18 protein-coding genes are annotated in these 26,244 nt (G+C 57.1%); 9 read left to right on the top strand and 9 right to left on the bottom strand.

All coding sequences use genetic code 11. The annotated features are described in order from the left end of the window. The first annotated feature begins 301 nt into the window (after positions 1-301). The 3 genes from EJL02_RS06545 to queC all read left to right on the top strand — a co-directional run bounded on the left by EJL02_RS06545 (position 302) and on the right by queC (position 2,096). On the top strand, positions 302-829 hold the full coding sequence (locus EJL02_RS06545) for a QueT transporter family protein (RefSeq protein ID WP_206426954.1): 528 nt from the start codon (positions 302-304) through the stop codon (positions 827-829). A gap of 61 nt (positions 830-890) precedes the next feature. Next, positions 891-1,388: a preQ(1) synthase gene (gene queF, locus EJL02_RS06550; protein ID WP_125115620.1), complete on the top strand. Its 498-nt coding sequence runs from the start codon at positions 891-893 to the stop codon at positions 1,386-1,388. 15 nt (positions 1,389-1,403) lie between these two features. Further along, complete coding sequence (queC, locus tag EJL02_RS06555) at positions 1,404-2,096, top strand: 7-cyano-7-deazaguanine synthase QueC (RefSeq protein WP_125115621.1); 693 nt, start codon at positions 1,404-1,406, stop codon at positions 2,094-2,096. A gap of 62 nt (positions 2,097-2,158) precedes the next feature. Here the strand turns inward: queC and EJL02_RS06560 are convergent, their stop codons facing one another. Next, positions 2,159-5,356 (bottom strand): AAA family ATPase, encoded by a 3,198-nt coding sequence (locus EJL02_RS06560; protein WP_125115622.1) that lies wholly within the window; start codon positions 5,354-5,356, stop codon positions 2,159-2,161. Then, positions 5,353-6,504 carry an exonuclease SbcCD subunit D gene (locus EJL02_RS06565; RefSeq protein WP_125115623.1) on the bottom strand — a complete coding sequence of 384 codons (1,152 nt, stop codon included), beginning with the start codon at positions 6,502-6,504 and terminating at the stop codon, positions 5,353-5,355. The genes EJL02_RS06560 and EJL02_RS06565 overlap by 4 nt, the downstream gene beginning before the upstream one ends. A 227-nt stretch (positions 6,505-6,731) precedes the next feature. Here EJL02_RS06565 and EJL02_RS06570 point away from each other — a divergent pair, with 227 nt between their 5' ends. Then, on the top strand, positions 6,732-7,157 hold the full coding sequence (locus tag EJL02_RS06570) for a ribonuclease Z (protein WP_125115624.1): 426 nt from the start codon (positions 6,732-6,734) through the stop codon (positions 7,155-7,157). Beyond that, the gene (locus tag EJL02_RS06575) at positions 7,142-8,008 is read left to right on the top strand and encodes a DNA/RNA non-specific endonuclease (protein ID WP_125115625.1); all 867 of its coding nucleotides are present in this window, start codon (positions 7,142-7,144) and stop codon (positions 8,006-8,008) included. The genes EJL02_RS06570 and EJL02_RS06575 overlap by 16 nt, the downstream gene beginning before the upstream one ends. Positions 8,009-8,087: 79 nt before the next feature. Here the strand turns inward: EJL02_RS06575 and EJL02_RS06580 are convergent, their stop codons facing one another. Beyond that, positions 8,088-9,350 (bottom strand): HlyC/CorC family transporter, encoded by a 1,263-nt coding sequence (locus tag EJL02_RS06580; protein ID WP_125115626.1) that lies wholly within the window; start codon positions 9,348-9,350, stop codon positions 8,088-8,090. Between the two features lie 421 nt (positions 9,351-9,771). On the opposite strand from EJL02_RS06580, the gene EJL02_RS06585 reads away from it, so the two are divergent. Further along, positions 9,772-10,524, top strand: coding sequence for a hypothetical protein (locus tag EJL02_RS06585; protein WP_125115627.1), 753 nt, complete (start codon positions 9,772-9,774; stop codon positions 10,522-10,524). 57 nt (positions 10,525-10,581) lie between these two features. On the opposite strand, the gene EJL02_RS06590 is transcribed toward EJL02_RS06585, so the two are convergent. The 3 genes from EJL02_RS06590 to galE all read right to left on the bottom strand — a co-directional run bounded on the left by EJL02_RS06590 (position 10,582) and on the right by galE (position 15,252). Next, the gene (locus tag EJL02_RS06590) at positions 10,582-13,053 is read right to left on the bottom strand and encodes an S-layer homology domain-containing protein (protein WP_243114421.1); all 2,472 of its coding nucleotides are present in this window, start codon (positions 13,051-13,053) and stop codon (positions 10,582-10,584) included. Between the two features lie 70 nt (positions 13,054-13,123). Then, positions 13,124-14,065, bottom strand: coding sequence for a tyrosine-type recombinase/integrase (locus EJL02_RS06595; RefSeq protein ID WP_164510325.1), 942 nt, complete (start codon positions 14,063-14,065; stop codon positions 13,124-13,126). Between the two features lie 191 nt (positions 14,066-14,256). Continuing rightward, entirely contained in the window at positions 14,257-15,252 is a 996-nt protein-coding gene (gene galE, locus EJL02_RS06600) for a UDP-glucose 4-epimerase GalE (protein ID WP_125115630.1), read from the bottom strand. A 348-nt stretch (positions 15,253-15,600) separates the two neighbouring features. Here galE and EJL02_RS06605 point away from each other — a divergent pair, with 348 nt between their 5' ends. Then, the gene (locus tag EJL02_RS06605; protein ID WP_125115631.1) at positions 15,601-18,015 is read left to right on the top strand and encodes an S-layer homology domain-containing protein; all 2,415 of its coding nucleotides are present in this window, start codon (positions 15,601-15,603) and stop codon (positions 18,013-18,015) included. Between the two features lie 94 nt (positions 18,016-18,109). Here EJL02_RS06605 and EJL02_RS06610 read toward each other — a convergent pair whose 3' ends face one another. From EJL02_RS06610 to EJL02_RS06620, 3 genes are all read right to left on the bottom strand, one after another. Then, positions 18,110-18,850 (bottom strand): hypothetical protein, encoded by a 741-nt coding sequence (locus EJL02_RS06610; RefSeq protein WP_125115632.1) that lies wholly within the window; start codon positions 18,848-18,850, stop codon positions 18,110-18,112. A gap of 199 nt (positions 18,851-19,049) precedes the next feature. Further along, the gene (locus EJL02_RS06615) at positions 19,050-21,809 is read right to left on the bottom strand and encodes an O-antigen ligase family protein (RefSeq protein WP_125115633.1); all 2,760 of its coding nucleotides are present in this window, start codon (positions 21,807-21,809) and stop codon (positions 19,050-19,052) included. Between the two features lie 66 nt (positions 21,810-21,875). Further along, complete coding sequence (locus EJL02_RS06620; protein WP_125115634.1) at positions 21,876-22,997, bottom strand: glycosyltransferase family 4 protein; 1,122 nt, start codon at positions 22,995-22,997, stop codon at positions 21,876-21,878. A 197-nt stretch (positions 22,998-23,194) separates the two neighbouring features. On the opposite strand from EJL02_RS06620, the gene EJL02_RS06625 reads away from it, so the two are divergent. Together EJL02_RS06625 and EJL02_RS06630 are read left to right on the top strand one after the other, a co-directional pair. Next, positions 23,195-24,571, top strand: a complete 1,377-nt coding sequence (locus tag EJL02_RS06625) for an undecaprenyl-phosphate glucose phosphotransferase (RefSeq protein WP_125115635.1) — start codon at positions 23,195-23,197, stop codon at positions 24,569-24,571. A gap of 254 nt (positions 24,572-24,825) precedes the next feature. Next, positions 24,826-26,211 (top strand): alanine/glycine:cation symporter family protein, encoded by a 1,386-nt coding sequence (locus EJL02_RS06630; protein ID WP_125115636.1) that lies wholly within the window; start codon positions 24,826-24,828, stop codon positions 26,209-26,211. Positions 26,212-26,244: the final 33 nt, after the last annotated feature.

Raw genomic sequence — 26,244 nt, forward strand, 5'->3', positions numbered from 1 at the left:
TTCGTAAGAAATACCGGTTTTTCATTTTTGTGAGTCGTTTTGTGCCGCTGACCGGGCAAAAATAGCAATTTTTAACCGGCCGGTATGTTTTGGTTGCAAAGTGCGCAGGCATCCGGTATAATATGTATTTGTCTGATACAGACAGACACCGCTTCCAGATATAGAATTGACAGTTCGAGACCATCCTGTCGTAAAACAAAACTAGGGACAACAATACGCGAAAACTGCAAAAAATTATGTTGTTGACATCTCCGGTCTCATGAAAAGACACGGAGATTTTCTATTATGGAGGTGAACGAATATGAAGAAGATAGAAAACATGAACCGTGTGCAGAAAATGACCTTTTCCGCAATGGTAATGGCGCTTTACATCGTCATTCTTTCCGTCACGTCAAGCTTTTCTTTCGGCGCATACCAGATCCGCATTGCAACGAGTCTGTATGCACTGGCTTATTTCTTCCCGTTCCTGGTTGTACCTCTTGGTCTCGCAAATTTTATATCGAATATGCTGTTCGGTGGCTTCGGCATTGTGGATATGCTGGGCGGCTGCATCGTGGGCATGATCACCACGGCCTGCATCGTCCTCATCCGCCGGAAAAACTGGAGCCGCATCTGGATCGCGGTGCCGATCATTTTTGTGCCCGGGCTGGGGGTCGCGACGTATCTGTCGTATTTCCTCGTTATGCCCTATCCGCTGATGGCGCTCAATCTGTGTATCGGACAGCTCATCCCGTCCATTGTGGGCGTGGTGCTGGTCAAAGCGCTCGAGCGCGTCTGGCAGCCGGTTCCGGCGGTGCAGATGGCGGACCGGCAGAAAACAGACATTTGAAAAAATTTGCCGGAGGGGGCGCGCGGCTTTCTCCGGCAAACTGGAGCAAGGAGAAAATGACATGAGCGGAAGAGCCAAAGAAGAACTCGCAGGGGTTTCCCTGCTGGGCAACCAGAAGGTTTCCTACCCCACAGATTATGCGCCGGAAATGCTGGAGACCTTCCCGAACAAGCATCCGGAAAACGATTATTTTGTCAAATTCAACTGCCCGGAATTCACCAGCCTGTGCCCGATGACCGGTCAGCCGGATTTTGCCACGATTTATATTTCCTATGTGCCGGGGGAGCGCATGGTGGAGAGCAAGTCGCTCAAGCTGTATCTGTTCAGCTTCCGCAACCATGGCGATTTCCATGAGGATTGCGTCAACATCATCATGAAGGACCTGATCCGTCTGATGGACCCGAAATACATTGAGGTCTGGGGCAAATTCACCCCGCGCGGCGGTATTTCCATCGATCCCTACTGCAATTACGGCAAAAAGGGCACCAAATGGGAGCAGGTCGCGTGGGAGCGCCTGACCCATCACGACCTCTATCCGGAAAAAGTGGATAACCGGTAAAGGGGGAGAGACAACATGGCACAAAAAGCAATGGTCCTGTTCAGCGGCGGCGTGGACAGCACGACCTGTCTCGGCCTCGCGATCGAGAAATACGGCAAGGAAAACGTCATCCCGCTGTCCATCCACTATGGCCAGAAGCATGACAAGGAGATCGAGGCCGCAGAGCGTATCCTCGCGCACTACGGCATCCGCGGCATGGAGATCGACTTGTCCCCGCTTTTTGCATACAGCAACTGCTCGCTGCTGACGCATTCGGACGAGGCGATCCCGGAATCCTCCTATGCCGAGCAGCTGGCGGGCGGGGACGGCACACCGGTGTCCACCTATGTGCCGTTCCGCAACGGGCTGTTTCTGTCCAGTGCGGCAAGCCTTGCGCTGTCGCTCGACTGCTGCTGCGTGTACTATGGCGCGCATCAGGATGACGCGGCGGGCGCGGCCTATCCGGATTGCAGCGAGGACTTTTTTGAAAACATGAACCGCGCCATTTACGAGGGCAGCGGCAAGGCACTGCATCTGGAAGCGCCGTTCATCCGCAAGAACAAAGCGCAGGTCGTGGCGGAAGGGCTGCGGCTGGGCGTGCCGTACGAGCTGACGTGGAGCTGCTATCAGGGCAAGGACCGCCCGTGCGGCGTGTGCGGCACCTGCATCGACCGGCGCCGGGCGTTCGAGGCCAACGGCGTGCCCGATCCGGCCTTCCCGCAGGACTGAAAACCGAAGAAAGCCACCTGTTTTGAACAGGTGGCTTTTTTGATGCGGTATTCGGACGAAACTCAGCTGATGAGCCATTGCACATGGCTGCCGTCCTCGCCTTTGCGGACGAGCAGCTGGTTTTCGATCTCCTGCTTGAGTTCGGTCACATGCGAGATAATGCCGATCAGCTTGTCGCTGCCCGCCATCTGCTGCAGCACGCGCACGGCCTGATTGCGGGCGTGATCGTCGAGTGAGCCAAAGCCCTCGTCGATGAACATGATGTCCAGATGGATGGACGCGGCGCTTTGCTGGATCTGGTCCGCCATACCGAGCGCAAGCGACAGCGCCGCCATAAAGGATTCGCCGCCCGACAGCGTGCGCACTTCGCGCTCTTTGCCGGTCACGGCAGAATAGACCATCAGGTCGAGCCCGCGGTTTCTGCCCTCGCCGGCCTGCTCCGCCTGCGTCATGCGCAGCTCGAACTGCCCGGCGGACATCTCCTGAAACCGGGTGTTGGCCGCGTACAGGATGCGCTGCAGGTAGTAGCGCTGCACAAAGGTTTCGATGTCCATGCGCGCGCCGCTGACCTTGCCGGACAGGCGGCTGTACAGGCTGTCGATGCGGGTAAACGCCTGCGTCAGCCGGCGGCGCTCTTCCATTTTGGGTGCGAGCGCCTGATACACCGACCGGTCGGCCTGACAGACGGTTTTCACCTGTTCCAGCCACGCTTGCGCGTCTTGCAGCGCGGCTTCAGCAGCCGCCTGCGCAGCTTCCAGCTGCGGCAGCTGCGGCTTGGAATGGGTGCCGATCGCCTTTTGCGCCGTGTCCCGGGCGGCCTCCGCCGCGGCTTTGCGGGTGTTGTGCCGTTCGATGGCGGCTTGCAGCACTTCCGCCTCGCTTTTGGCGTAGGACACGGTGATTTCCTGCCACTGGGATTCGGTAAACGCCGTCCCGGCGAGCTGGCGCTCGTAAACCGTGCGCCGCGTGTCCCGTTCCTCGGTCTGGGCGGGCAGCTCTGCCTGATAGCGGGCAATCAGCGTTTTGGCGTTTTCCCGGTCGGTTTTGGCGCGCTCCGCTGCCGCATGCGCTGCGGTATAGGCGGCGTCCTTGGCCTGTTTTTCGCTTTCCGCGCGCGTAAGGTCCTGCTTGGCGGCGGACGCATCCGGATATTCCTGCTGCGCCAGCCAGCCGTCCAGCGCTTGGCGGCTTGCGGCCAGCGCAGCGTGGGCGTCGCTTTCCTGCCGGGCGGCTGCATCGACGGCCTGCCGCAGCCGCAGCTTGTCCGCTTCGGCGGTTTGCAGCGCGGCTTGCACCTCGGCAAGTGTTTTGGCGTTTGCCTGGATGGTTTTGCCGTCCTCTTGCAGGGCGGCAGTCCATGCGGCAAGCAGGGTTTGCGCCTGCGGCAGCGTCAGCACCGTGGGCGTATCCGGGATGCTTTGCGCCATGCGTGCGCGCAGCCGTTCCAGCGTCTGCGTCCATTGCGCCTGCTTTTCGCGCAGCAGATCGGCGGCCGCGGCGGCGCGGGTGGATGCCTGCTCCTGTTCCGCTTGCAGCTGGGCGACTTGCTCCGCGAGCGCGTCGATGACGTCGCGCGTCAGTTCGCGGTGCGCTTCGGAAAGCGTGCAGGGATGGGGATGCTCGCGTGAGCCGCAGACCGGGCATGGCTCGCCGTCCCGCAGCTTTTCTTTGGCAAGGAAGCCTGCCTGTGCATCCAGAAACGCGGTCTGCTTGGCGGTGTAGTCGGCGTTTGCGTCGAGGAAGCGACGGCGCGCCGCGGCGTAGGCCTCCTGCGCCTGCGCGTCTTGCTGCGTTTGCCGTGTCACGTCGCGGCTGCACTGCTGCGCTTCCGCGATCGCGTCGCCGATATCGGCGGCTTGCTGCTGTTTGACCTGCCACAGCGCCAGCTGGGTTCCTGCGTCCGCGAGCTGCTCGGACTGCCGCCGCCATGCGGCCTCCTGCGTTTCAAAATCGGTCAGCGCCTGCTGCGCGGCTTGTGCGGTTTGGGAGGCGGTTTGCAGGGCGGCCTTCTTGGCCGTGACGTCCGCCTGCGCTGCGGCGATTTCCTGCAGGATTTTGAGCGCTTTGCGCACCCGCTCGGATACTTTGACGTAGGCGTCCTGCACGCCGTTCTGCGCGATTCTCGCGGCCGCTTCGGCCTGTTCGGCTTGGGCGGCGCGGTCGCAGAGCGCGGGCAGCGCCTGCTGCTGCGCGCTGCACTTCTGCTGCGTCTCCTGTGCGGTGCGTGCCGCATCCCAATAGCGCTGGTGCACCGCCTGAATTTCGTACGCTGCGCGGATATCCGCCATCAGTTGGGCGCTTTTGCGCAGTTCGGGTTCGGCGGCGGCGCAGTCCTGCAGCGTCTGCTCGGCTTTTTCCAGCTGCGCAAAGCTGTCCGACAGGGTTTTGGCGTGGTTGCAGGCGTCCCGCGCCTGATCGCGCTGGGCGCTTGCCTGCTCGTATGCCGCCTGCGCGGCAGCCTGATCGGCTTCCAGCTGCTCACACAGCGCGCGCAGCTCTTCCAGCAGCTGTTCCAGCTCGGTGACGCGCAGCTGGTCGGAGGAGCAGATGCTCTGCCGGAGCGCGGTCAGCGTTTGCGCCTGCGCGCAGCCTTCCGGCATCACGATGTGCTGCACCTCGGTCTGGCAGGCGGTGCGGATCGCGGCGATCTCGCCGCGTTTTGCGTCGCACCGTTTTTTGCATTCGTCCACGATCTGCTGATATAGCTCGGTGTGGAACAGCTTGCGGAAAATCTCTTTTTTCTTGTTGGAATCCGCGCGCAGCAGCTCCATGAATTCGCCCTGCGCGATCATGGCGATCTGCATGAACTGGGTTTTGGTCAGCCCGACGATCTCGACCAGCTTGCCGTCGGTTTCTCTCTGGTTCTGGGAGTATTCCGAACCGTCCGGCAGGGTCAGCGAGACGGTCTCCTTTTCCTCCTTGGTGCCGGTGCCTTTTTTGAGCGGCCGGATATGGCGCGGCACGCGGCGCACGGTGTAGACGGTGGCCTCGCCGCCCGCAGTCTCGGAAAACGTCAGCTCGACAAAGGGCGGGGTGGTGTAATCGACAAACTGGCTTTGCAGCTCGGCGCCGTCCTTTTTGTTGCTGCCCGAGCTGGCTTCGCCGTACAGCGCGAACACGATCGCGTCGAAAATCGTGGTTTTGCCCGCACCCGTGTCGCCGGTGATCAAAAACAGGTTCTGGTTGGGGCGCGTAAAGTCGATGACGGTCTTTTGGCCGTAGGAGCCAAACGCCTGCATGGTAAGCATCATCGGTCTCATGCCTGCACCTCCTGTACGGTATTGATTACGTCGCGCAGCAGCGCCTGCTCGTCCGCGTCCAGATCGCTTAAAAAAGAGCTGCACAGGGCGAAGGGGTCGAGCGCGGCCGCGTCCACGGACTGCGCCTGATACGCGGCGCGGCGCAGCGTTTCGCGGCGGATCTCCAGCAGGTTGGGGAAGGCGGTGCGGAGGCGGTCCTGCATGTCGATGACGTCCAGATCGACCCTGTCGGTCAGGATGACGGTGACATAGTCCGCGCACGCCTGTGCGAGCACTTCGGACAGCGTGCCGCGCAGGATGCGCACTTCGTGCAGGGGCGTGAGCGGCAAAACCGAGGTCGCAACGCTGCCTTTTTCGCCCAGCTCAACCTGCACAACACCTTTTTGCTGTCCGGCCTCGCTGACCGAGCAGGCCAGCGGCGTGCCGCAGTAGCGGAAGCGGTCGTCGCCCACCCGCATGGGCTTGTGGATGTGCCCGAGGGCGGCATAATCAAAGCGCTCCAGCACGTCGCCGCGGACCGAGTCGATGTTGCCGACGGTGACGATCTCGGAGTCCATGCGCTCGATGCTGTCGGCAGATGCGCCCACGGGCAGGTAGAACTGGTGGCTGACCAGCACGTTGCGCGCGGCGGGGTCGATCGCTGCGCGTTCGATCAGGCGGTGCAGCGTGTCGTCATAGGATAGGTTGTTGCCGTTTTCCTCCGTGCCGACGATGGCTTTGACCATGGACGGCTTGACAAAGGGCAGCAGATAGAAGTGCACCTCGCCGTATGCGTCCCGCAGGGTCACCTGCTCGATCGTCTCGTCGGGCGTCTGCGGCGGCAGGCCGATCATATGGATTTTGTGCGGCTGCAGGACGCTGCGGAACACGTTGAGACGGGGCGCACTGTCGTGGTTGCCGCTGATGATCATGATTTCGGCCTGCGGGGCGGCCTGCGTCAGGCCGGAGATCAGCCGGTCGAAGGTTTCTACTGCTTCGGCGGAGGGGATGGCCTTGTCATACAGGTCCCCGGCGATGACGATGGCGTCCGGCTGCTCCTGCGCGGCATAGGCAATGATCTGGTCAAAAACATAGGATTGGTCGGCGAGCAAATCGCGGCCGAACAGCCGCGCGCCGATGTGCAAATCGGATAGGTGAAACAGTTTCATCTGCTTTTTCTCCTTGTCGGGACAAATACGCTTTGTGTCCATTATACCAGAGCGTGCCGCGGGCTTCAATTGCCCGCGGTTGTGCCGTGCGAGCGGGAGGGGCGGTGCAGCAGATGCCAGTCCCATTTGCCGGGAAAATGTGTTATAATAGCAATAGATCGGCGGCAAAGGGCCGGTTATTTCAGGGAAACAGGTAAAATTATCCAATCGAGAGAGGGAAGTCCAAAATGCATGTGATGCTCTGTCTGGATGACAACAACGGCATGCTGTTCCACCATCGGCGGCAAAGCCGGGACCGTGCGCTGCGCGCACACATGCTGCACCTGTGCGGCTCCCAGCCCCTGTGGGTGAACGACTATTCTGCGGGGCAGTTTGCGCAGGCAGAGCGCGCGCGGCTGCGCGTAGATGCCCGGTTTCTGGATCTGGCGGGGGCAGGGGCGTTCTGCTTTGTCGAAGATCAGGAGATCGCGCCGTACTGGGCGAAGGTGGAGGATTTGATCCTGTTTCGATGGAACCGCGTCTATCCGGCGGACCGGTATTTTGCTCTGCCGCCCGAGGATTCCGGCTGGACGCTTTGCCGAACGGAGGAATTTGCCGGCTTTTCCCATCCCAAAATCGCAAAGGAAGTTTATAAAAGATGCAAAAAATCGTAACAAACCTGTGTTCGGCGCTGCTGCTGGTCGGCTTGCTGCTTTCGGGCTGCGCGGTGCCGCAGTCGCAGCAGGCCAGCATTTCGCTGGCGGACATCCCGGCGTACAGCGGGGAGGCGTATGTCGAGATCGACGGCAATGAGCCGGATTTCCCGGCGGAAGATCAGGCCGCGGAGTCGTTTGAAACCTATGCACCGCTCGACAGTCTGGGGCGGTGCGGCACGGCCTATGCCTGTATTTCCACCGACCTGATGCCGACTGAGGAACGCGGCTCGATCGGGCAGGTCAAGCCGTCCGGCTGGCAGACGGTCAAATATGACTTCGTGGACGGCAAATACCTGTATAACCGCTGCCACCTGATCGGCTATCAGCTGACGGCCGAAAACGCCAACAAGGAGAATCTGATCACCGGCACACGGTATCTCAACGTCGAGGGCATGCTGCCGTTTGAAAACATGGTGGCCGACTATATCAAGGAGACCGGCAACCATGTGCTGTATCGCGTTACGCCGGTGTTCGAGGGTGACAATCTGGTCGCGTCCGGGGTGCAGATGGAAGCCCTTTCGGTGGAGGACGAAGGGGACGGCATCTGCTATAACGTGTACTGCTATAACGTGCAGCCGGGCGTTGTGATCGATTATGCCACCGGAGACAGCCGCGCGGCGGATACGGAGCAAACCGACGCGGCGGAGGAGCCGGAATATGTGCTCAACACCAACTCCAAAAAGATCCATCTGCCCACCTGTGCCAGTGTGGACAGCATCAGCGAGGCCAACAAGCAATTCTATACCGGGGATTATGCGGACCTGCTGTCACAGGGGTATTCGCTCTGCGGCAACTGTCTGGGCAAGTAACTGCCGCGCCGAAAAACAAAAGCCCGCCCTTCTGCGTACGATGCGCAGAAGGGCGGGTTTCTTTTGTAAAAAACTGTGGTCAGTCGGCAGGCGCTTGGTCTTTTTCGTGCTCGACCACTTTGATAAGCGTGACATGACGGTCGTCCGCATCCTGAACAATGAAGTCCAGATTTTTGTAGCAAAGCGATTCGCCCTGCTTGGGGATGTGTTCCAGCTGGTCTATCATCCAGCCGTTGACCGTGGTATAGGCATCCGCGATCTCGTCGTCCTCGTAGCCGAAATTGGCAAGGACGTCTTCAAAATCCGCGGCGCCGCGCGCCAGATATTCGTGACTGCCGGTTTTCCAGAACTGTTCCACGACGCGGTCGTGTTCGTCCCAGATTTCGCCGACCAGCTCTTCCAGCACGTCCTCGAGCGTCACAATGCCCAGCGTGCCGCCGTATTCATCCGCGACCACGGCAATATGAGACTTGTTCTTTTGCAGCATTTTGAGCAGCTCGCCGATCTTCATGGTCTTGGCGACAAAGATGGGCGGTTTGACGATGATGTCGATCGACCGGTTTGTGGGTGCGATCTCGTTGTAGAAGTCCTTTTCGTGGATAATGCCCACGATGTTGTCGATGGAGTCGCGATACACCGGCAGACGGGAGAAACCGGTTTCCTTGAACAGCTTGGCGATCGTCTGGTTGTCCGTATCTTCCGCAATGCCGACGATGTTGACGCGCGGGGTAAAGATTTCCACCACTTCCACGTCGCTGAACTCGATCGCGCTGCGGATGAGGTCGCCTTCCTCTTCGTCGATACCGCCTTCGCTTTCGGCCTCATCGACCATGGTCAGCAGCTCTTCTTCGGAGATCGAGGTGTCCTCCGAGGTCTTGAACACCAGCGAGAGCAGCTTTTTCCACTGCACAAACAGGAAATTGATCGGGGTGAGGATGTAAATCAGCATCTGAATGTTCGGCGCGGAAAAACGCGCAAACAGTTCCGGGGATTCCTTGGCCAGCGTTTTGGGGGAAATCTCGCCGAAGATCAGAACGATGACGGTGGTGACAATAGTGGATATGGTGGGGCCGGTTTCCTCGTCGAACCAGCGGATGAACAAAACCGTGGCAACGGACGCGGATGCGATATTGACGATATTGTTGCCGATCAGGATGGTGGATAACAGCTTATCATATTGATCGGACAGCTTCAGAACAAGCGCGGCCCGCTTATCGCCTTTTTCCGCCAGACTCTTCACGCGGATGCGGTTGAGCGAAGAAAACGCGGTTTCCGTGGAGGAAAAGAACGCGGACAGGATAAGACAGATGACAATAATTACTATACCTACTGATGTATTCATGGTTTTTTCCTTTCAAAGTGTTTTTGGGGTGGGGGTCAAGCTATTCCAAAAAAACTTCGATCGGTCTAAACGGTAATCGACCAGCAGGATCCGGGTCAGACATAAAAAATATCCTTTCTGCCTTGGTTGTGAGGCACACATATTTTTGTATATTATACATAAATTGATATATTTCGTCAAGAATATGGCAATATATTTACCGTAAATTCTATCGAATGGGTGGTACAAAATATGCAGAGCGGTATGCAAATCATGCAGCCGTGCAGGCGGCGGGCAATCATTTGCTCTTGCGCTTTTTTGATGCCGCGGTATTATGGGGGATGCTTGTTTGACCCGTAAGAAAACATCCAACCGGCAGATGGTCCCGCAGGGCATGGCAACACCTTACGGGGCCATCGCCCCGGCACAAAGGAGGAAAAACATGTCCCTTTCCGATCAGAAACTCACAGGGTTCAGCAAAAAGATCACGCAGCTGGCCGACCAGCCGAACATGCAGCCGCAGGAGCTCAAGGCCTACTTTGACAGCAGTCCGGAGGAGCTGCGGCAGGCGCACAACGGCCTGTGCGACGCGCTATGCGCGTCGGACGCTGCGGCCGGACTGGGCTTTGCGCGCTCCGCAGGCGTGCCAGCGGACACCGTGCAGGCCGCGGTCGAGAATGTGCAGCAGCAGGTGCGCGACGCGGTCGTCGGCAGCATCCCGTCCGGCAGCGTGGACGGCGACAAGCTCGCGCAGGACGTGCGCGACCGGTTTGCCGCGATCGAGAGCGCAGCGGCAAACGAGGCGAGCGCCCGGGCGAGTGCAGACAGCCAGATGCAGAGCCTGCTTAGTACCCATACCAGCCAGATCGCGCAGAAGTGTGAGGTGTATATTGGCACTTATACCGGCGACGGAAGCGAAGAGCGCACCATTCCGCTTGGATTCACCCCTAAAGCGGTACTGCTGATGACTACATGTGGCTATTCTGCTTTCGAGTTCGGATTTGCAAAGTATATGTATGGCGGCTTTGCCACGGCAAACGTGCCAGTTCAATTCTCATATGAAGATTCTATATATACGGTCGTGAAAATTGTTAATAACGGATTTCAAGTTTTCAAAGGATCGACCGATGACGGAAAAAACTATGTTCAATCGAATTTGAATAGCTACCAATTTGTATATTTGGCATTCAAATAACAAGAAAAGAGGCTGTTGCAATGCAACAGCCTCTTTTGTGGTGAACAGGAAAGACTATTAGCCCTTGATCGGGGTAGTGTCATCCAGCTCGTTGTTCACATCGATGAAGATTGCGAGCAGATCGTAAGTGCCGTCGTTGTTCTGAGTGTCAGCAACGTAAACCGCGTTCTTCTCGTAGGAACCTTCAACATTGTGATCGGTTGCAACGCGGATGCTGCCGCCTTCAACGCCCTCAACATCTTCCGTGTTCACGTAGATGATCTTGGTGTCGTCGGTGATGTTGTACTCGCCGTTGTTGCCATAGAAGGTAACGGTCTCGCCGTCATAAGCCTTTACAGCAGACTGGGTATCGAGTACGGTGATCTCGTCGTCAACAACCTTGATGAAGTCGCCCTTCGCAGCATCCATGGTGCGGCTCTCAACCTTAACGGTTTCAACGTCAGAGCCGGTCCATACGCTGTAGGAAGCATAGTACTTGCTGTCCTCGCGGGTGATGCCCAGCGTAGCAACAACATAGCCGTAAACGTCATCCGAAGATGCGCCCGGAACGTCAGCTACTTCCAGAGCAGCCAGTTCAACGTACTGATAGCCGCTGGACTCGTTGGAGTAAGCGATACCAGTTGCAGCAACTTCCTTCCAAGCCTTGACCTGAGCGCCAGTCAGAACAGTGATGTCGCCATCGCTATCCTTAACGAAGACAACCGCGTTGTCGTTGACACGCACGCCGCCGATGCGATCGTCGCCAGTCTTATCGCCAGATGCTACGGGCTTCGAAGCGTCAAAGTCGGTGTCATCGCCATTAGCGGAGATATTGCTCAGCATGTATTCGTCGCCATCCATGTCGAACGCATACAGGCCGTACTGAGCCTTCTTCGCGTCCTCGTCGGCATCCTTAGCAACAGCCGCAACAAGCGCGTTGTAGATCGTGTTGGCTTCCTTTTCGTCAGCATCGCCCTTAGCGTCGCCGTCGCTGATTACGATTTCCTTGGAAGTGCCGTCAGCGAATACTGCACGAGCGGTCAGGGTGTCGTCGCCGTAGCTCGTATCCAGCTTAACGCCGTTCAGGTAAACAACGTCGTCCATGGAGATCGCGCCGTCAGACTCCTCAATGTAGTAGATGTAGCCGTTGACAACAACTGCGTCTACAGTGCTGCCCAGAGTTACGTCAGCAGCAACAGGCTGGGTCTCGCCATAGGTCTTACCGTCGTTTGCCAGCGTGTAAACAGTGCCGTCGATGGTGATGTCGTCGCCGTTCTTAACTTCGACCTTGCCGGTGACTACGTCAGCCTTGGCAAAGGATTCCTTGTTGTTGTAGTCGTTGACGGACTTAACAACCCAGTCGTCCTTGGCATAGCCGTCGTACAGCTCGATATCGTCGATATCATAACCGGTGTCGATGGTTACGCGGGAAGAACCAACATAGGAAATCTGAGCAACTCGGAAATCAGAATCCGGAGTCAGCTTGTATACGTCGCCATCCTCGTTCAGAGTAACGGTTACCGGCTGAGCGGACTGATTCTTATCCATGTCGAGGCCGCCAAAATCGCAGCCATTAGCAACATCATAGGTGGTGCCGTTGACCTTGATTTCCTTCTTGGAAGCGCTGTAATCAGTGATATCGCCGAAGATGGTGTCGATGTAGGTCAGATCGCCGATCTCGAAGATGCCATAGATGGTAGCCTTGCCGTTAGCGGTGGAAGCAGCCTTGTACAGAACGCGAACTTCACGGCCAACCAGCTCGCTGCGATCAACGGTGTAATCGTTGAAACGTACGGAAACAGTGTCGCCGTTGGTGTTCTTCAGAGTACCCAGCTTGATCACGCCGTCATTGGTGTAGCCCTCAACGGTGGTCTCAACAGAGTTCAGATCCATGTACTTCTCGCCGATGGTCGGGTTCTTAACACCGAGTACATTCAGGTTGGTGTACTCGCCGTCGCGCAGAACTACGGTCGGAGCAAAGATTGCATTGTACATCAGCTGAGCAGCGTACTGACGGGGCATGCCCTGCGTGGTGCCGCAGTTAACGTCTTCCAGCAGGCCGTTCTCGTCAGCCAGAGCAGTGGTCTTGGCGCCCCAGCCAGTGCCAACCAGGCCAGCGTTATCCGCATTGTAACCCAGGGTTACGAGCAGCATCTTGGCAGCTTCCTGCGTGGTAACGGTAGCGTCCGGATCAAAGCTGGTCGCGGACTTACCGGCGATGATGCCGAGGGACTGGCAGTACTTGATGTAGCCACGAGCCCAGTGGTCGGTAATGTCGGTGAAAGTGGTAGCGTCGTTGTTGTACGCAGAAGCGTCAGAACGACCGGTGCGGATAACGTAGATCATCTTCGCCATCTCCGCACGAGTTACGGTTGCGTCAGGCTGGAAGGAACCATCGGTATAACCGTTGATTACGCCCAGAGCAACCAGAGTATCCACGACGTCGGTATCGACTGCGAAGTCGGCCTCATCCGTGAATGCTGCGCCAGCAAACATGGTGAACGCACAAGCGAACGCCAGTACCAGCGCGAGAACCTTTTTCTGATTCACTTTTGCCAAAAAGAAAAAACTGTTTTGATTCATACTGCCATAATAAGCAGATCGGATGCATTCGTCAACGTCAATCCATTGACGTATCAAATAGTTGATCCAAGTGTGTGGCCATCTGTATCTTGTCGCTGTATGTCACATGGGCGTAGGTGTTGGCGGTGGTTGTAATATTGGCGTGCCCCAGCCATTCCTGGATCTGTTTGAGGGAAAACCCTTCCCGCAGCAGCAATGTTGCCGCAGAATGCCTCAAATCATGGAAGCGAATATGCGGCAGCCCTACATTCCGGCACAGCTTGGCAAATTCCTGTGAGATATAATCCGGCCGCAGCGGTTTTCCGTTATCCCGGCGGCAAACATAGTCGCTGTGATGGTAATCCGTGCCGTATCGCAGCTGCATTTCCTGCTGATGCTGCCGCAATTGCAGCAGATATTCCCGCATACCCTGCATCAGCGGCAGGGTGCGGTAGCTGGAATCGGTTTTCACGCGGTCGCTGTAAGTTACTTTTCCGTTGCTGGAAATGGCGGTGTGATTGATTAAAACGGAATTGCTCTCAAAATCGATGGCCTGCCATCTTAGGCCGGCAGCTTCGCTGCGGCGCAGGCCGTACATCGCCGCCAAGACAAACGCGGGTTCGGCGGGAGATGATTTGGCCGCTTTCAAAAACTGATGGAGCTGATGCTGGTCAAATGTGCGGCTGATGTATTTTACTTTTTTGGGCAGCATGACATGATCGGACGGATTGTGGTCGATCATGCCGCGGATCACAGCATACCGCAGACATTTATGCACGATGGAATAGACCTTGATAATCGAGGTCGGCGAATACCCTTCCCGATATTTGGTATCGACAAAATCCTGAAAATCCGACAGGACAGCCGATTGTACAGTCACCCGGCGCGGCCCGAAAAAAGGTTCGATATGCCGGCGGAACATATGCCAATAGCTGTCCAGCGTATTATGACGGATCTGCGTGGCCATCACATGCAGCCAATCCCGCATAAAATCGGTCAAAAAAATTTCCGGAGGCCTGGTATTGCATGACGGAAACGCGGCATCCAAAGAAGTGGAATTAAATGCAACATAAATGCAGCCATTTCTTTCAATATATGCCGGTTTCCTCATGCAGTGCTCCTTACCTCTGGAAAGTTATCTCTGTGTTTGATGCAATCCACCATGTCCGTCTTTGTCCTGTATGCCGCGGATCATATTGGTTTTGCGTAGCCGTTTGGGTGTGTACGATGCCATGCCCATGCACTGGATATAATTGTGTTCAAATCGCTGTTGGCAGGCTTCCATCCCAAAATCGTCTGGGCAAGTTGGGTGGACGCGACCAGCATGGCAGGATCGCCTGCCCGGCGCGGCTGCTCGCACACCGGGATTTCGCGGCCGGTGATGCGCCGCACGACATCAATGATCTCGCGCACGGAAAAGCCTGTCCCGCTGCCCAGATTGACGATCAGGTTGTCCCCGCCGCGCAGCAGGTGCTGCATGGCAAGGATATGCGCCTGCGCCAGATCGCACACATGCACATAATCCCGGATGCAGGTGCCGTCCGGGGTGGGGTAGTCCGTCCCGAACAGCGAGATCGCAGACCGCTGACCGAGCGCCACCTGCAATACCAACGGAATCAGATGTGTTTCCGGGCAATGCGCTTCGCCGATCTGCCCGTCCGGCTGCGCCCCGCAGGCATTGAAATACCGCAGCGCGGCAAACCGAAGGCCATGCGCGCCGGATACCCAGTGCATCATCTGTTCCATCGCCAGTTTGGTGGCGCCGTAACAGTTGGTGGGCTGGGTTGGATCGCTCTCCCGAATCGGAAGGTGCTGCGCTTCTCCATATACCGCGGCGCTGGAGGAAAAGACAATGGTCTGCACGCCGTGCGCCAGCATGCTTTCCAGCAAAACCTGGGTGCCATATAAGTTGTTATGATAATATTGCAGGGGCTGCGTCATGCTTTGCCCCACTTGGGAGAGCGCAGCAAAATGAATCACGGCAGAAACCGATTCTCTGCAAAAAATTTCATCCAAAAACGTGCGGTCGCGCATATCACCCTGATAAAACCGCGCGCAGGCAGGCACAGCCGCCCGGAACCCGGTGCACAGATTATCCGCCACCGCGATCTCAAACCCTGCCGCAGCCAGTGCATGCGCCGTATGCGAGCCGACATATCCGGCGCCGCCTGTAATCAAGATGGACATAGCAACCTTCCTTCCCAGCCTGCCGGATCGGGGCGGCTGCGTGGCCGCCCGGAAAGAGACAGGATAGTGGTATTATACCCTGTCCCGTTCGAAACAGCAAGTATAATATAATAAGGTATACACCGGCGTTTTTTCAGTAAAACGGCCAGGAGAGGCCCCGGCAATTCAATGGCGGAGCATGTACTCTATCTCCTTGCAAGACAATGGAAAACGACAAAAATTACAGTATGTCACAATATTACACCCATGTTACATTCGCGGCACTTTGCTTGACCGGTCCAAAAACCTGTGGTATCATAAACACCATAAAGGGCGAAAGCTCAAAAAAATTTAAGGAGGAAAAACCCCATGAAGAATCTCAAAAAGGTTCTCGCACTGGTACTGGCGTTCGCTTGCGCGTTCACCATGTTCGCTGGTGCGGCATTCACGGACGAGGCCGACTTTGCAGTCGATACCGAGGTCGTGGATACCCTGGTTGCACTGGGCGTAATCGAAGGTTATACCGACGGTTCCTTCCAGCCGGACGCAACCGTAACTCGTGCGGAGATGGCGAAGATGATCTACGTCGTCCGCACCGGTCGTTCTGACGCTTCTGCGTACAACAACGACGCTACCACTTTCACCGACATTACCGATCACTGGGCTCGCGGCTACATCAAGTACTGCCAGTCCCTCGGTATCATCGCCGGCAAGTCCGCGACCAGCTTTGATCCGGACGCTACCGTTACCACTCAGGAAGCTGCCAAGATGCTGCTCGTAACCCTGGGTTACAATGCAGACAAGGCTGGCCTGGTTGGCACTGGCTGGGGCGCTAAGACCACCGCTCTGGCTGACGAGAACGGCCTGCTGAAGGACGTTAACTGCGGCACCACGCAGGGTATGCCCCGTCAGTACGCTGCTCAGCTGATCTACAACTCCATCTTCTCCTACACTGTTGTTCTGCGCGACGGTGAGTACACCAACATGAACCTGCTCGGTGCTAAGAACCCGACCATCGGCGAGAAGTACATGAGCCTGGTTAAGGACGAGTGGGTACTCGACGGCTACAAGGATAAGAAGGCTGTCTTCACCGCTAATGCGAACACCAAGGACAAGTCCGTTAAGTTCGAGGACTACACCGTTGATAAGTCTGAGCTGGTTGACAAGGCTGTAACCGTTCTGTACAAGATGGACACCAAGACCGACAAGGCTACCATCTACGGCATGTTCAAGGCTGACGACAACACCTACATGGACACCATCGTTGGTCAGATCACTGATCGCAGCAAGACCGACACCATCAAGGTTGGCGGCACCAAGTACGACATCGCTGACGATGCTTCCAAGGCTGTTAAGGAGTGGGCTGACAGCAAGTCTGCACAGCCGGCTACCGTAGTTCTGGATAAGAACGGCGACGTTTACGACATTACCAAGGACACCGATTTTGCGGTTGGCAAGGTTACCTTCGTTGGCACCAAGACCGTTACCGTTGGCGGCAAGAGCTACAATGTTGAAGACGTTGACATGTACGACGGCATGGCTAAGGATGACTGGGCTGTTGTTTCTGTAAGCGACTACACCAACAACACCGTATTCACCAAGGCTACTGTTGTTTCCGGCAAGGTTGACGTTGTAAATGGCGATGACTACACCATCGACGGCACTGTTTACACCAAGGCAAACGATAGCTTCGTGAAGTCTATCAGCGGCCTCGAGCTGGGCAACAAGGTTGATGTTGTTGTAGTGAACGGCTACATCTACAATGCTGAGAAGGTTTCCGGCATTGCTTCTCTGGAAGAGGTTGTTTACATTAACGGCACCAAGACCGACAACAACTACGGCAAGAAGACCGTTAAGGCACAGGCAATCTTCGCTAACGGCACCACTGCTGAAATCAAGGTTGTTGACATCGAGGGCACCAAGGGCGACGCTCTGTACAATGCAGTAGATGCTGACGACACCAGCAAGAAGTTCAATGGCCTGTATGCGTTCGATCTGGACGACGACGAGTACACCCTGAATGCGATTACCTCCGGCACCGACAAGGATGACTTCGAAGTTGCTGAAGGCACGACCGCAACCGCTGGCGATGACAAGATCTCCGGCCTGCGCGTCAACGACGATGCTGTTGTATTCGTAGTTGACAAGGATGGCGACGTTTCCGTTAAGACCGGCAAGGAAGTTGCCGCTTGGAACGCAGTAACTGTTGAGAAGGTTAACGCTTTCGCAAACAAGACCAATGGCGTTGCTTACGTTGAACTGGCTGCAGTTGTTATGAAGTCCAATCAGGATATCCCGGGCTCTTCTTCTGACGCTGTTTACGGTTATGTTGTAAAGACCCTGGGCTCCACCAAGGAAGACAACACCACCTACAACTCTTACGAAGTTTGGACCTCCACCGGCCTGCAGACCATCAAGGTTAAGGCTGCGAACGACTTCGGCGCTGCCAAGAAGGACTTCGTGAAGTTCGAGAACGACAAGCTGACCAAGTCCACCGCTAAGGTTGCTGCTATCACCGGCCTGGCTGGCGACAGCGTATACTTCGACAACGACTCTGTCAACGAGTACGTTATCACCGACGACACTCAGATCGTCTACATCAACGTAGAGGATGTTGAGGGCGTTGAAGGCGGTTCTCTGGTTGTTGCTGACGATCTCGACGGTGACAACACCAAGGAGAAGAACGTTGCATTCGAGGCTGAGACCACCAAGAACAGCGACGGCGCTTACGAACTGAAGGTTGTCTTCGTTGACGTTAACAACGACATTCAGAACGTTATCTAAGTTCTCCCTTTGATTTGATGCAGCATTTCTTGATGATTTGCTGAATTGAATAAGGAAAGAAATCGCCCATACCGGAAACGGTATGGGCGGTTTTTTATTTCAATGCGATATAATGATACACTTCATCAGATGTATTGGTGCATACACTGGAATACAGGCCGGAAAGGATTTTATTATAAACCTGAAATCCGTTTTGCACAATCGATAGGATTGGGTAGATATTGCCCTCGTGATGATAGGCCGCAGGGACGTTCTGAAAAGCTAACCCACCGTAAAAACGATATGAATCACCATTTTCGTGGGTAATAATGCCGTGCGAAGTCATTAACAAAACGGCTTTCGGCATAAAACCGAGAGAAATCGTGCGGGTTTCGGTGTCATCTCCGGTATAAGTGCCGACATATACTTCGCATTTGGTTGCGATCTGCGTGGTGTTGGTGCTGATCTGGCTCTGCATCTGACTGCGGATTGTGGCTTCCTCCTCCGCCTTGTTTTCGATTGCAGCGAACCGGTCGCGCACATCCTGTGCGAGCTTGTCGCCGTCCACGCTGCCGGACGGGATGCTGCCGACGACCGCGTCGCGCACCTGCTGCTGCACATTCTCGACCGCGGCCTGTACGGTGTCCGCGGGAACGCCCGCGGAGCGTGCAAAGCCAAGCCCGGCCGCGGCGTCCGACGCGCATAGCGCGTCGCACAGACCGTTGTGCGCCTGCCGCAGCTCCTCCGGGCTGCTGTCAAAGTAAGCTTTGAGCTCCTGCGGCTGCATGCTCGGCTGGTCGGCCAGCTGCGTGATCTTTTTGCTGAACCCTGTGAGTTTCTGATCGGAAAGGGACATGTTTTTCCTCCTTTGTGCCGGGGCGGCGGTCCGCAAAGCGCTGCCGCGCCCTGCGGAACCGTCTGCCGGTTGGATGTTTTCTTACGGGTCAAACAAGCATCCCCCATAATACCGCGGCATCAAAAAAGCGCAAGAGCAAATGATTGCTCTTGCGCTTTTTGCGTGTCAGATTTGCCCGGCAAAAGATTGCCGTCCAGCGTTATTGTTTGATATAGGTCAGATGATTGATGGTGGTACCGGCCTTGATCGTCAGCGCGATCTGGCTCTCCGAGCCGGTGCCCCATTCGTCATATACGCTGCAGAGACCGGTTGCCGCATCCAGCGTCAGCGCGCTGCCGTTCACCGTCACCGCAGTAACGCCGCTGAGGTTGTCCGCATCGATCTGAAGCGCATAGTTGCCGCTGTTGCCGACCAAGGTCGTAAACAGCACGGTGCAGTCGGTTTGCGCGGTAAAGGAGCCGTTTTCACCCCAAGTTACCGAACCCTCCTGTACAGATGCACAGTCCGGCACGGCGTTGCTGTCCGCATCGGGCATAAAGCGGGTGTCCATGCCGACATCGGAGAAAATGTCCAGCGCTTCCACGGTGTCATACGGGTCGAGCGCGTCCGCCGCCAGCAGATGGTTGAGGAAGGCGTTGTTTTTGGTCGTCAGCAGGACGTCGTCGAGCTGGTCGTCATTGACCTGACGCAGCCGGTCATAGCCGGTCACCATGCGGTTGATATAGGAGTCGTCCATCAAAAGCTGAACGCTGTCCATGTTGGAAACCGGGTCGAGCATGGTCTGATACAGGTCAAACATTTGCTGCCAGACGTCGGCATCCGCGCGCATATAGGCGATGCCGCGGTCGAGCACATTGAGCGCCTGATCGTACTGGCCTGCGGAGCAATAATACTGCGCCAGCGGGATGGTGATCGAGTTGGACTCGACCTGTGCCAGATCGGCGGCGTATTGGTCGGCCACACCGGCTTCGTTGCCGCCGGAGAGCAGGTAGGACAGCTTGTAGTCGTTCTTTTCAAACAGGTCGATGGAGGCGCAGGTCTTGAGATCGTCGATCGTCAGATTGTCGCCCGTAAAGATGGTCTGCGCGATCAGGTTGAGGCCGATCAGCACGATAAAGATCGCGGAGAACGCGGTGACCGGCCAGCGTACTGCACCGCCCGTGCTTTTCTGCGGCAGCTTGAGCCGCAGGCTGTCGCCGCAGTACAATACCACCAGCGCCAGCACGGCAAAGAACATCGGCAGGCACGCGCCAACCGACCAGATGACGTCGGTCACTGCCTGACCAAACATCTGCAGGACGCAGGCGGCCAGCAGCATCACGGCCAGCGGCTTTTCCTTGCGGCTCTTGACGAGCGCCCAGACCGCAGTGCCGAGGATTGCCAGAAATGCAGCCAGACCCAGCACACCCAGATCGCAAAGCGCTTCCACATAGTGGTTGTGCGCATATTTGGTTTCGTAGTAGTAATCCTGTACCGAGACAACGCCGTTTTCAAAGCCGCCCAAACCGCGGCCAAAGACCGGCGAGGTCAGCCAGAGCTTGATGGCGTCCTGCCAGTATACGCGGCGCTGCACCACGTTGCCGTTGGCGGACAGGTCCTGAATACGGTCGGCGATGAAGGCGGGCAGCAGCTTGTAGCCCAGCTTGATGCTGCCGTTCTGCGCGCCGGTGTACGAGGCGCTTTCCATGGTCACGCCCGGCTCGCTGCACGAGAAATAGAAGAACACAAGCTCGCTGTCCTCGGGCACGGTGAAGGTGACCGGTGCGTCGGACGAGCCGCTGGCCAGATCGGTTTCGTTGTTCTGGATCAGGTTGTTGGTGTTCTTATAGGCCACGCGCACCTGCACCGGTGCGGAAGTCTGCATGCTCAGCGTGTATTCGCCGGCGGAGAGATTGGCGGTACGGCGGAAATCACCCTCAGTGCCGAAGGTATAGGAGCCGGTGACGTTCAGTGCGGCAATCAGGTAAATGATGCCGACGACAATGATGCCCGCGATGATGCCGATCATCAGCTTGCCCTTGCCGGCCAGCGCCGCGGTGACCTTTTCGCGTGCATAGACTTCCAGGACACAGGCGAGCGCGCAGCCCACAACCAGCATGATTAGGGGCAGGGGGGAGCCGGTCACAGTATCGCCGAAGCCCTTGACCGAAACCGCGCCGACGATCAGTGCGACCGCGGCGGTCTGCACCAGCAGAAGGAACAGGCCGGTGCGGTTTTCCTTGGGGCTGAGCGCCAGCATCAGCAGGCAGGCGACGACGAACACGCCGAGCGAGCCCATGGAGAAGGCCAGCAGATAGGAAACGGCGTTGATCATCAGCAGGATCGTGCACAGCACCTTCTGACGGCGGGTTTCCGAGGAAAGCACGAGCCAGAGCGACAGCAGGCAGGCGATGGACATCAGGCCCGCATAGGTGTTCGGGTTGCCGAAAATGGTGTTCAGGCGGGAATAGAAGGTCGCGCCGACCTCGCCGTAGCCCGGACCGACCGCTTCCATCAGCGCGCGGAACGGGCGCATCAGGATGTTGCTGGATGCCGCGTCGATGGACAGGATGCCGACCGGTGCGGCAGCGCAAGCGAGCACCGCGGCCGTCCGCCGCAGGGAGAGCTTGCTTTCCTTGGCATACAGCACAATGGCCATCAGGATGGCAAAGGAAATCAGCAGGCAGGAAAATTCTGCGATCGCAAATTTACCGGATTTTGCGTATAACGTGGAAATGCCCGCCAGCAGGATATAGGCGAAGATGGCGAACGCGGGCGGCGTCATCAGCCGCTTGACGCGCTGCTTGTCCGCAAACACCAGCATGCACACAATGGCGGCGCCGCCGAGCAGGCCGACCACCTTTTCGGTGAAGTAGTTGCCGTTGTTGGTGAAACAGGTCGCCAGAAAGACGACGATCGCGGCGGAAATATACAGCCACCAGCGAACTTTGGGGGCGGATTGGACTGCTTTTTGTTTCATTCTATAACCTCCATGCTACGCCGCCGGCAGCGCGGCGGTATGATCTGTGTCCGGTGGGCCGTGGGCTTATTCCGAAAGCCCGGCGGCCTGACGGTATAATCCGGTCAGTTCTGCAAACACCGGCTGGATATCAAATGGTAAAACGGCTTGCCGCGCGGCCTGTCCCATGGTGCGGCGGCGCTGCGGGTCGCCGAGCCGGTGCACCGCGCCGGAAAAGGCGTCCGCGTCCCCGAAGGGGTACAGCAGACCGGTCACGCCCGGTTCAACCAGATCCTGATGCCCTTTCACATCGCTGGCGATCACGGGCAGACCGCAGGCCATGGCCTCCATAATATTGAAGGGCAGGCCTTCGCTGCGGCTGGACGAGACACACAGGTCCGCAGCCTGATAATACGCTTTCATATTCTGCACAAAACCGGGGAAGCGCACACGCGGCGCAACGCCCAGTTGTTCGGCAAGGGCCTTGCATTCCTCCAGCTTGTCGCCGCGGCCGGGCAGCAGCAGCACAGTGTCGTCCGGCAGCTTAGGCATCGCCTGAATCAGTGTGGACTGGCTTTTGCGCCCGGAGAACTCCGCCGCATACACCAGAACCACCGCGTCGGCGTCCAGCCCGAGCTGCGCCCGCATCTGCGCCTTGCCCGCCCCATCCGGCGGGGTGAAGTGCGCGGTGTCGATGCCCATGCCGCGCGTTGCGCACAGGTGTTTGCCAAGCCTGTATTGCTGCGCGATCGCCGCGTCCTGCCGGTTCATGGTCAGCAGCCAGTCGGTGACCGGTGCGGTGAGCCGCTCTGCGGAGAGCAGCACAAGCCGTTTGGGCAGCGGCGTTGCGCGGTCAAACAGGTAGCCGTGCACGGTGTTCATCACAACCGGGCGGTCTTTCATGGTCAGTAAAGCCAGCCGCGCGAAAAACGCGGCAAGCGAGGTATGCAGGCTGACGAAGTCGTAGTGCTCCTCCCGGATCAGCCGGCGCAGCGTGCGGGCGGCGGTCAGGTTACGCGGGGAGGACATGCGCTTTTCCAGCGGCAGCGGGATCAGACGGCTGACGCCTTCGAGCGTGCAGGGTGTACCGCCGGCAGCGGCATGCACTTCGCAGCCCTGCTGCACAAACCAGCGCAGATACGGCTGATGGAACGACGCAAGATGGCCGAAGGAGGAAGCAATATACAGAATTTTCCGTTTTTCCCGCATGAACCATATCACATTCTTTCAATAAAAAACGCAGGCGACCCATTCCGCCCGCGTGAAACATTCCTATTGGAATATTACTCCAAACGGCATCTTTTGTCAAGTAAAAGGGCGGATTAGGTGGAAATTTCCTGCAAAGTATGGTATCATAAATGTAATTATCCGCAATTTCGTATTCGCTGTTTCGGGAGGCACGGCATTTGATTAAGGAAAATCAGAGGACACTCAACCAGATCAACGGATTGACCGATGTTCTCATCTTATTCCCCTGCATGCTTTTGGCATATTTTATCCGCTTTTTCGTTTTCAATGGGGACCCGGGCCACATCGGCCTGTCATATTACCTTTATACCGTCCTGTGCATGGCGCCGCTGTTCTGGCTGCTGTACGGCCTGATGGGGTTGTATGAATCCTTTCGCGCGAAGAATTTCCTGACCGAGTTCAGCCTGCTGCTGCGCTGCAATTTGCTGCTGTTCGGCCTGCTGCTCGCGTTCTTCTTTGTCTTTAAGGAGTTCCATCTGTCTCGCTGGACGCTGTTCATCTTTTTCGCGCTGGCGACGATCGCGGTTTCGATCAAGCGATGGCTGCTGCGGCGGCTGCTGCGCGCGTTCCGTGAAAAGGGCTATAACCTCAAACATGTGCTGCTGGTGGGCTGCGGGGAGCAGGCGCGCGCCTATTATGACGCGATCCAGCGGGACCGCACGCTGGGGTTTTGTGTGGATCATTATCTCGGGCCGCACGATTGCCTGCCCGGCCTGTCCTATCTGGGCACCTATGAGGCATGCGCCCGAGTGCTCGACCGCATCAATCCGGACGAAGTGGTCATTGCGCTGGAAGCGGACGAGTATATGTACCTCAAGGACATCATTGCCAGCAGTGAAAAAAACGGCGTCAAGGTTTCCCTCATCCCGTTTTATACCAAATATATGCCGTCCCATCCGGTGATCGACGAGGTGGGCGGCGTCTCGCTGGTCAATATCCGTCACATTCCGCTCGACAATATTGGCAATGCGTTCCTCAAGCGGGCAATGGATATCATCGGTTCGCTGCTGCTTATCGTGTTCACTTCGCCCCTGATGCTGTTTGCCGCGATCGGGGTCAAGCTGTCCTCGCCGGGGCCGATTTTGTTCCGGCAGGAGCGGGTCGGGCTGAATAAAAAGCCGTTTAATATGTATAAGTTCCGTTCGATGCGGGTCAACGACCGGCAGACGACCGGCTGGAGCACCGACCGCGACCCGCGCAAAACCAAGTTCGGCGCGTTTATCCGCAAATTCTCGATCGACGAGCTGCCGCAGTTTTTCAACGTCCTCAAAGGGGACATGAGTCTGGTCGGACCGCGGCCCGAACTGCCCTTTTTCGTCAACCAGTTCAAGGAAAGCGTGCCGCTTTATATGGTCAAGCATCAGGTGCGTCCGGGCATCACCGGCTGGGCGCAGGTCAACGGCTTCCGGGGCGATACATCCATTCAGGGGCGGATCGAGCACGATATCTATTATATTGAGAACTGGTCGCTGCTGTTTGACATCAAAATCCTGTTTATGACCATCTTCCGTTTTGCAAACAGTGAGAAAATATAAGGGATAATTTTGCGATTTGTGAGAAAAAGTTGTTATACGACTGGAATTTGGCAGTTTCTCTTGCATTTTGTCAAGACATAAGGTATAATTATACGCATAACGCGGATATCGGCACAACGGCGTGCCGGTGCTTCGCGGCTCCCATTTGCGGGGATTTACGGGATGTTTGCGGCATCCTGTCTGGAAAGGGAGCGAAGCTTCGGCTTCGCTCCCTTTGCATTTTCATTCACAAAACAGGGGAAGGGGTTCATTTCATGGAGACATTTTCCAACATTGTAACCGCGATCGACAACTGGATCTGGGGCCTGCCGATGATCGTGCTGCTGCTTGGCACGCATCTGTTCATGACGGTGCGCACCGGGTTCATCCAGCGCAAAACCTTCACCGGCATCCGCCTGTCCGTGACCAAGGACCCGGATTCGCCGGGCGATGTCAGCCAGTTTCAAGCGCTGACGACCGCGCTGGCTTCCACCATCGGCACGGGCAATATCGTCGGCGTCGGCACGGCGGTGTTCCTCGGCGGCCCGGGCGCGGTGCTCTGGTGCTGGCTGACCGGTGTGTTCGGCATCGCGACCAAGTACGCGGAGAGCCTGATCGCGGTCAAGTACCGCGTGCAGACCAAGGACGGACGCATGCAGGGCGGCGCGATGTACGCGCTTGAGCGCGGCCTGCACATGAAGTGGCTGGGCGTGCTGTTTGCGGCGCTGGCCATGCTCGCCTCCTTCGGCATTGGCTGCGGCACGCAGATCAACGCCATTTCCGAGATCATTCAGGGCAACAGCCCGATTTACATCCCGCCGATCGCGATTGGCATCGTCTTTGCGGCGATCACGGCCGTGGTCATCATCGGCGGCATTCAGTCGATCGCAACCGTGTGCGAAAAGCTGGTGCCGTTCATGGCGGCGTTCTATGTGCTGGGCTGCCTGATTATTCTGGGCATCAACTGGGATTTCATCCTGCCTGCGCTCAAGGCGATCTTCACGCTGGCGTTCCAGCCGGGTGCGGTCGCGGGCGGTCTGGTCGGCGGCGGCCTGCGCATCGCGATGCAGTATGGTGTTGCGCGCGGCCTGTTCTCCAATGAATCCGGTATGGGTTCCGCGCCGCTGGTCGCAAGCGCGGCGCAGACGCGCAATCCTGTGCGTCAGGCGCTGGTTTCTTCGACCGGCACGTTCTGGGATACGGTTGTGGTGTGCCTGATGACCGGCCTGGTGCTGGTGACGACCATCATGAAAAATCCCAACATCAATATGGACATGATCGAAAACGGCGGCCAGATGACCACGGCGGCGTTTTCGCAGATCCCGGTGGTCGGCCCGCTGATTCTGGTGGTCGGCATCATCACGTTCGCGTATTCCACGATCCTCGGCTGGTCGTATTACGGCGAGCGCTGCTGCGAATACCTGTTCGGCCGCAAGGGTATGCTGCCGTACAAGCTGCTGTTCATCGCGGTGATTGTGATCGGTCCGGTCATTTCGCTCGATCTGGCGTGGACGATCGCAAACACGCTCAACGCGCTCATGGCGATCCCGAACCTCGTGGCGGTGCTGCTGCTGAGCGGTGTGATTGCATCCGAGACCAAGCATTATCTCAACCATCTGGACGAAAAGGACGAAACGGAAATTCCGGTCGTGGACAAATAAAACGAGAAGAAAGCCGCTCGGTTTGCAGAGCGG

Origin of the sequence: Agathobaculum sp. Marseille-P7918, from assembly GCF_900625105.1 — a bacterium.
GTDB lineage: Bacteria > Bacillota > Clostridia > Oscillospirales > Butyricicoccaceae > Agathobaculum.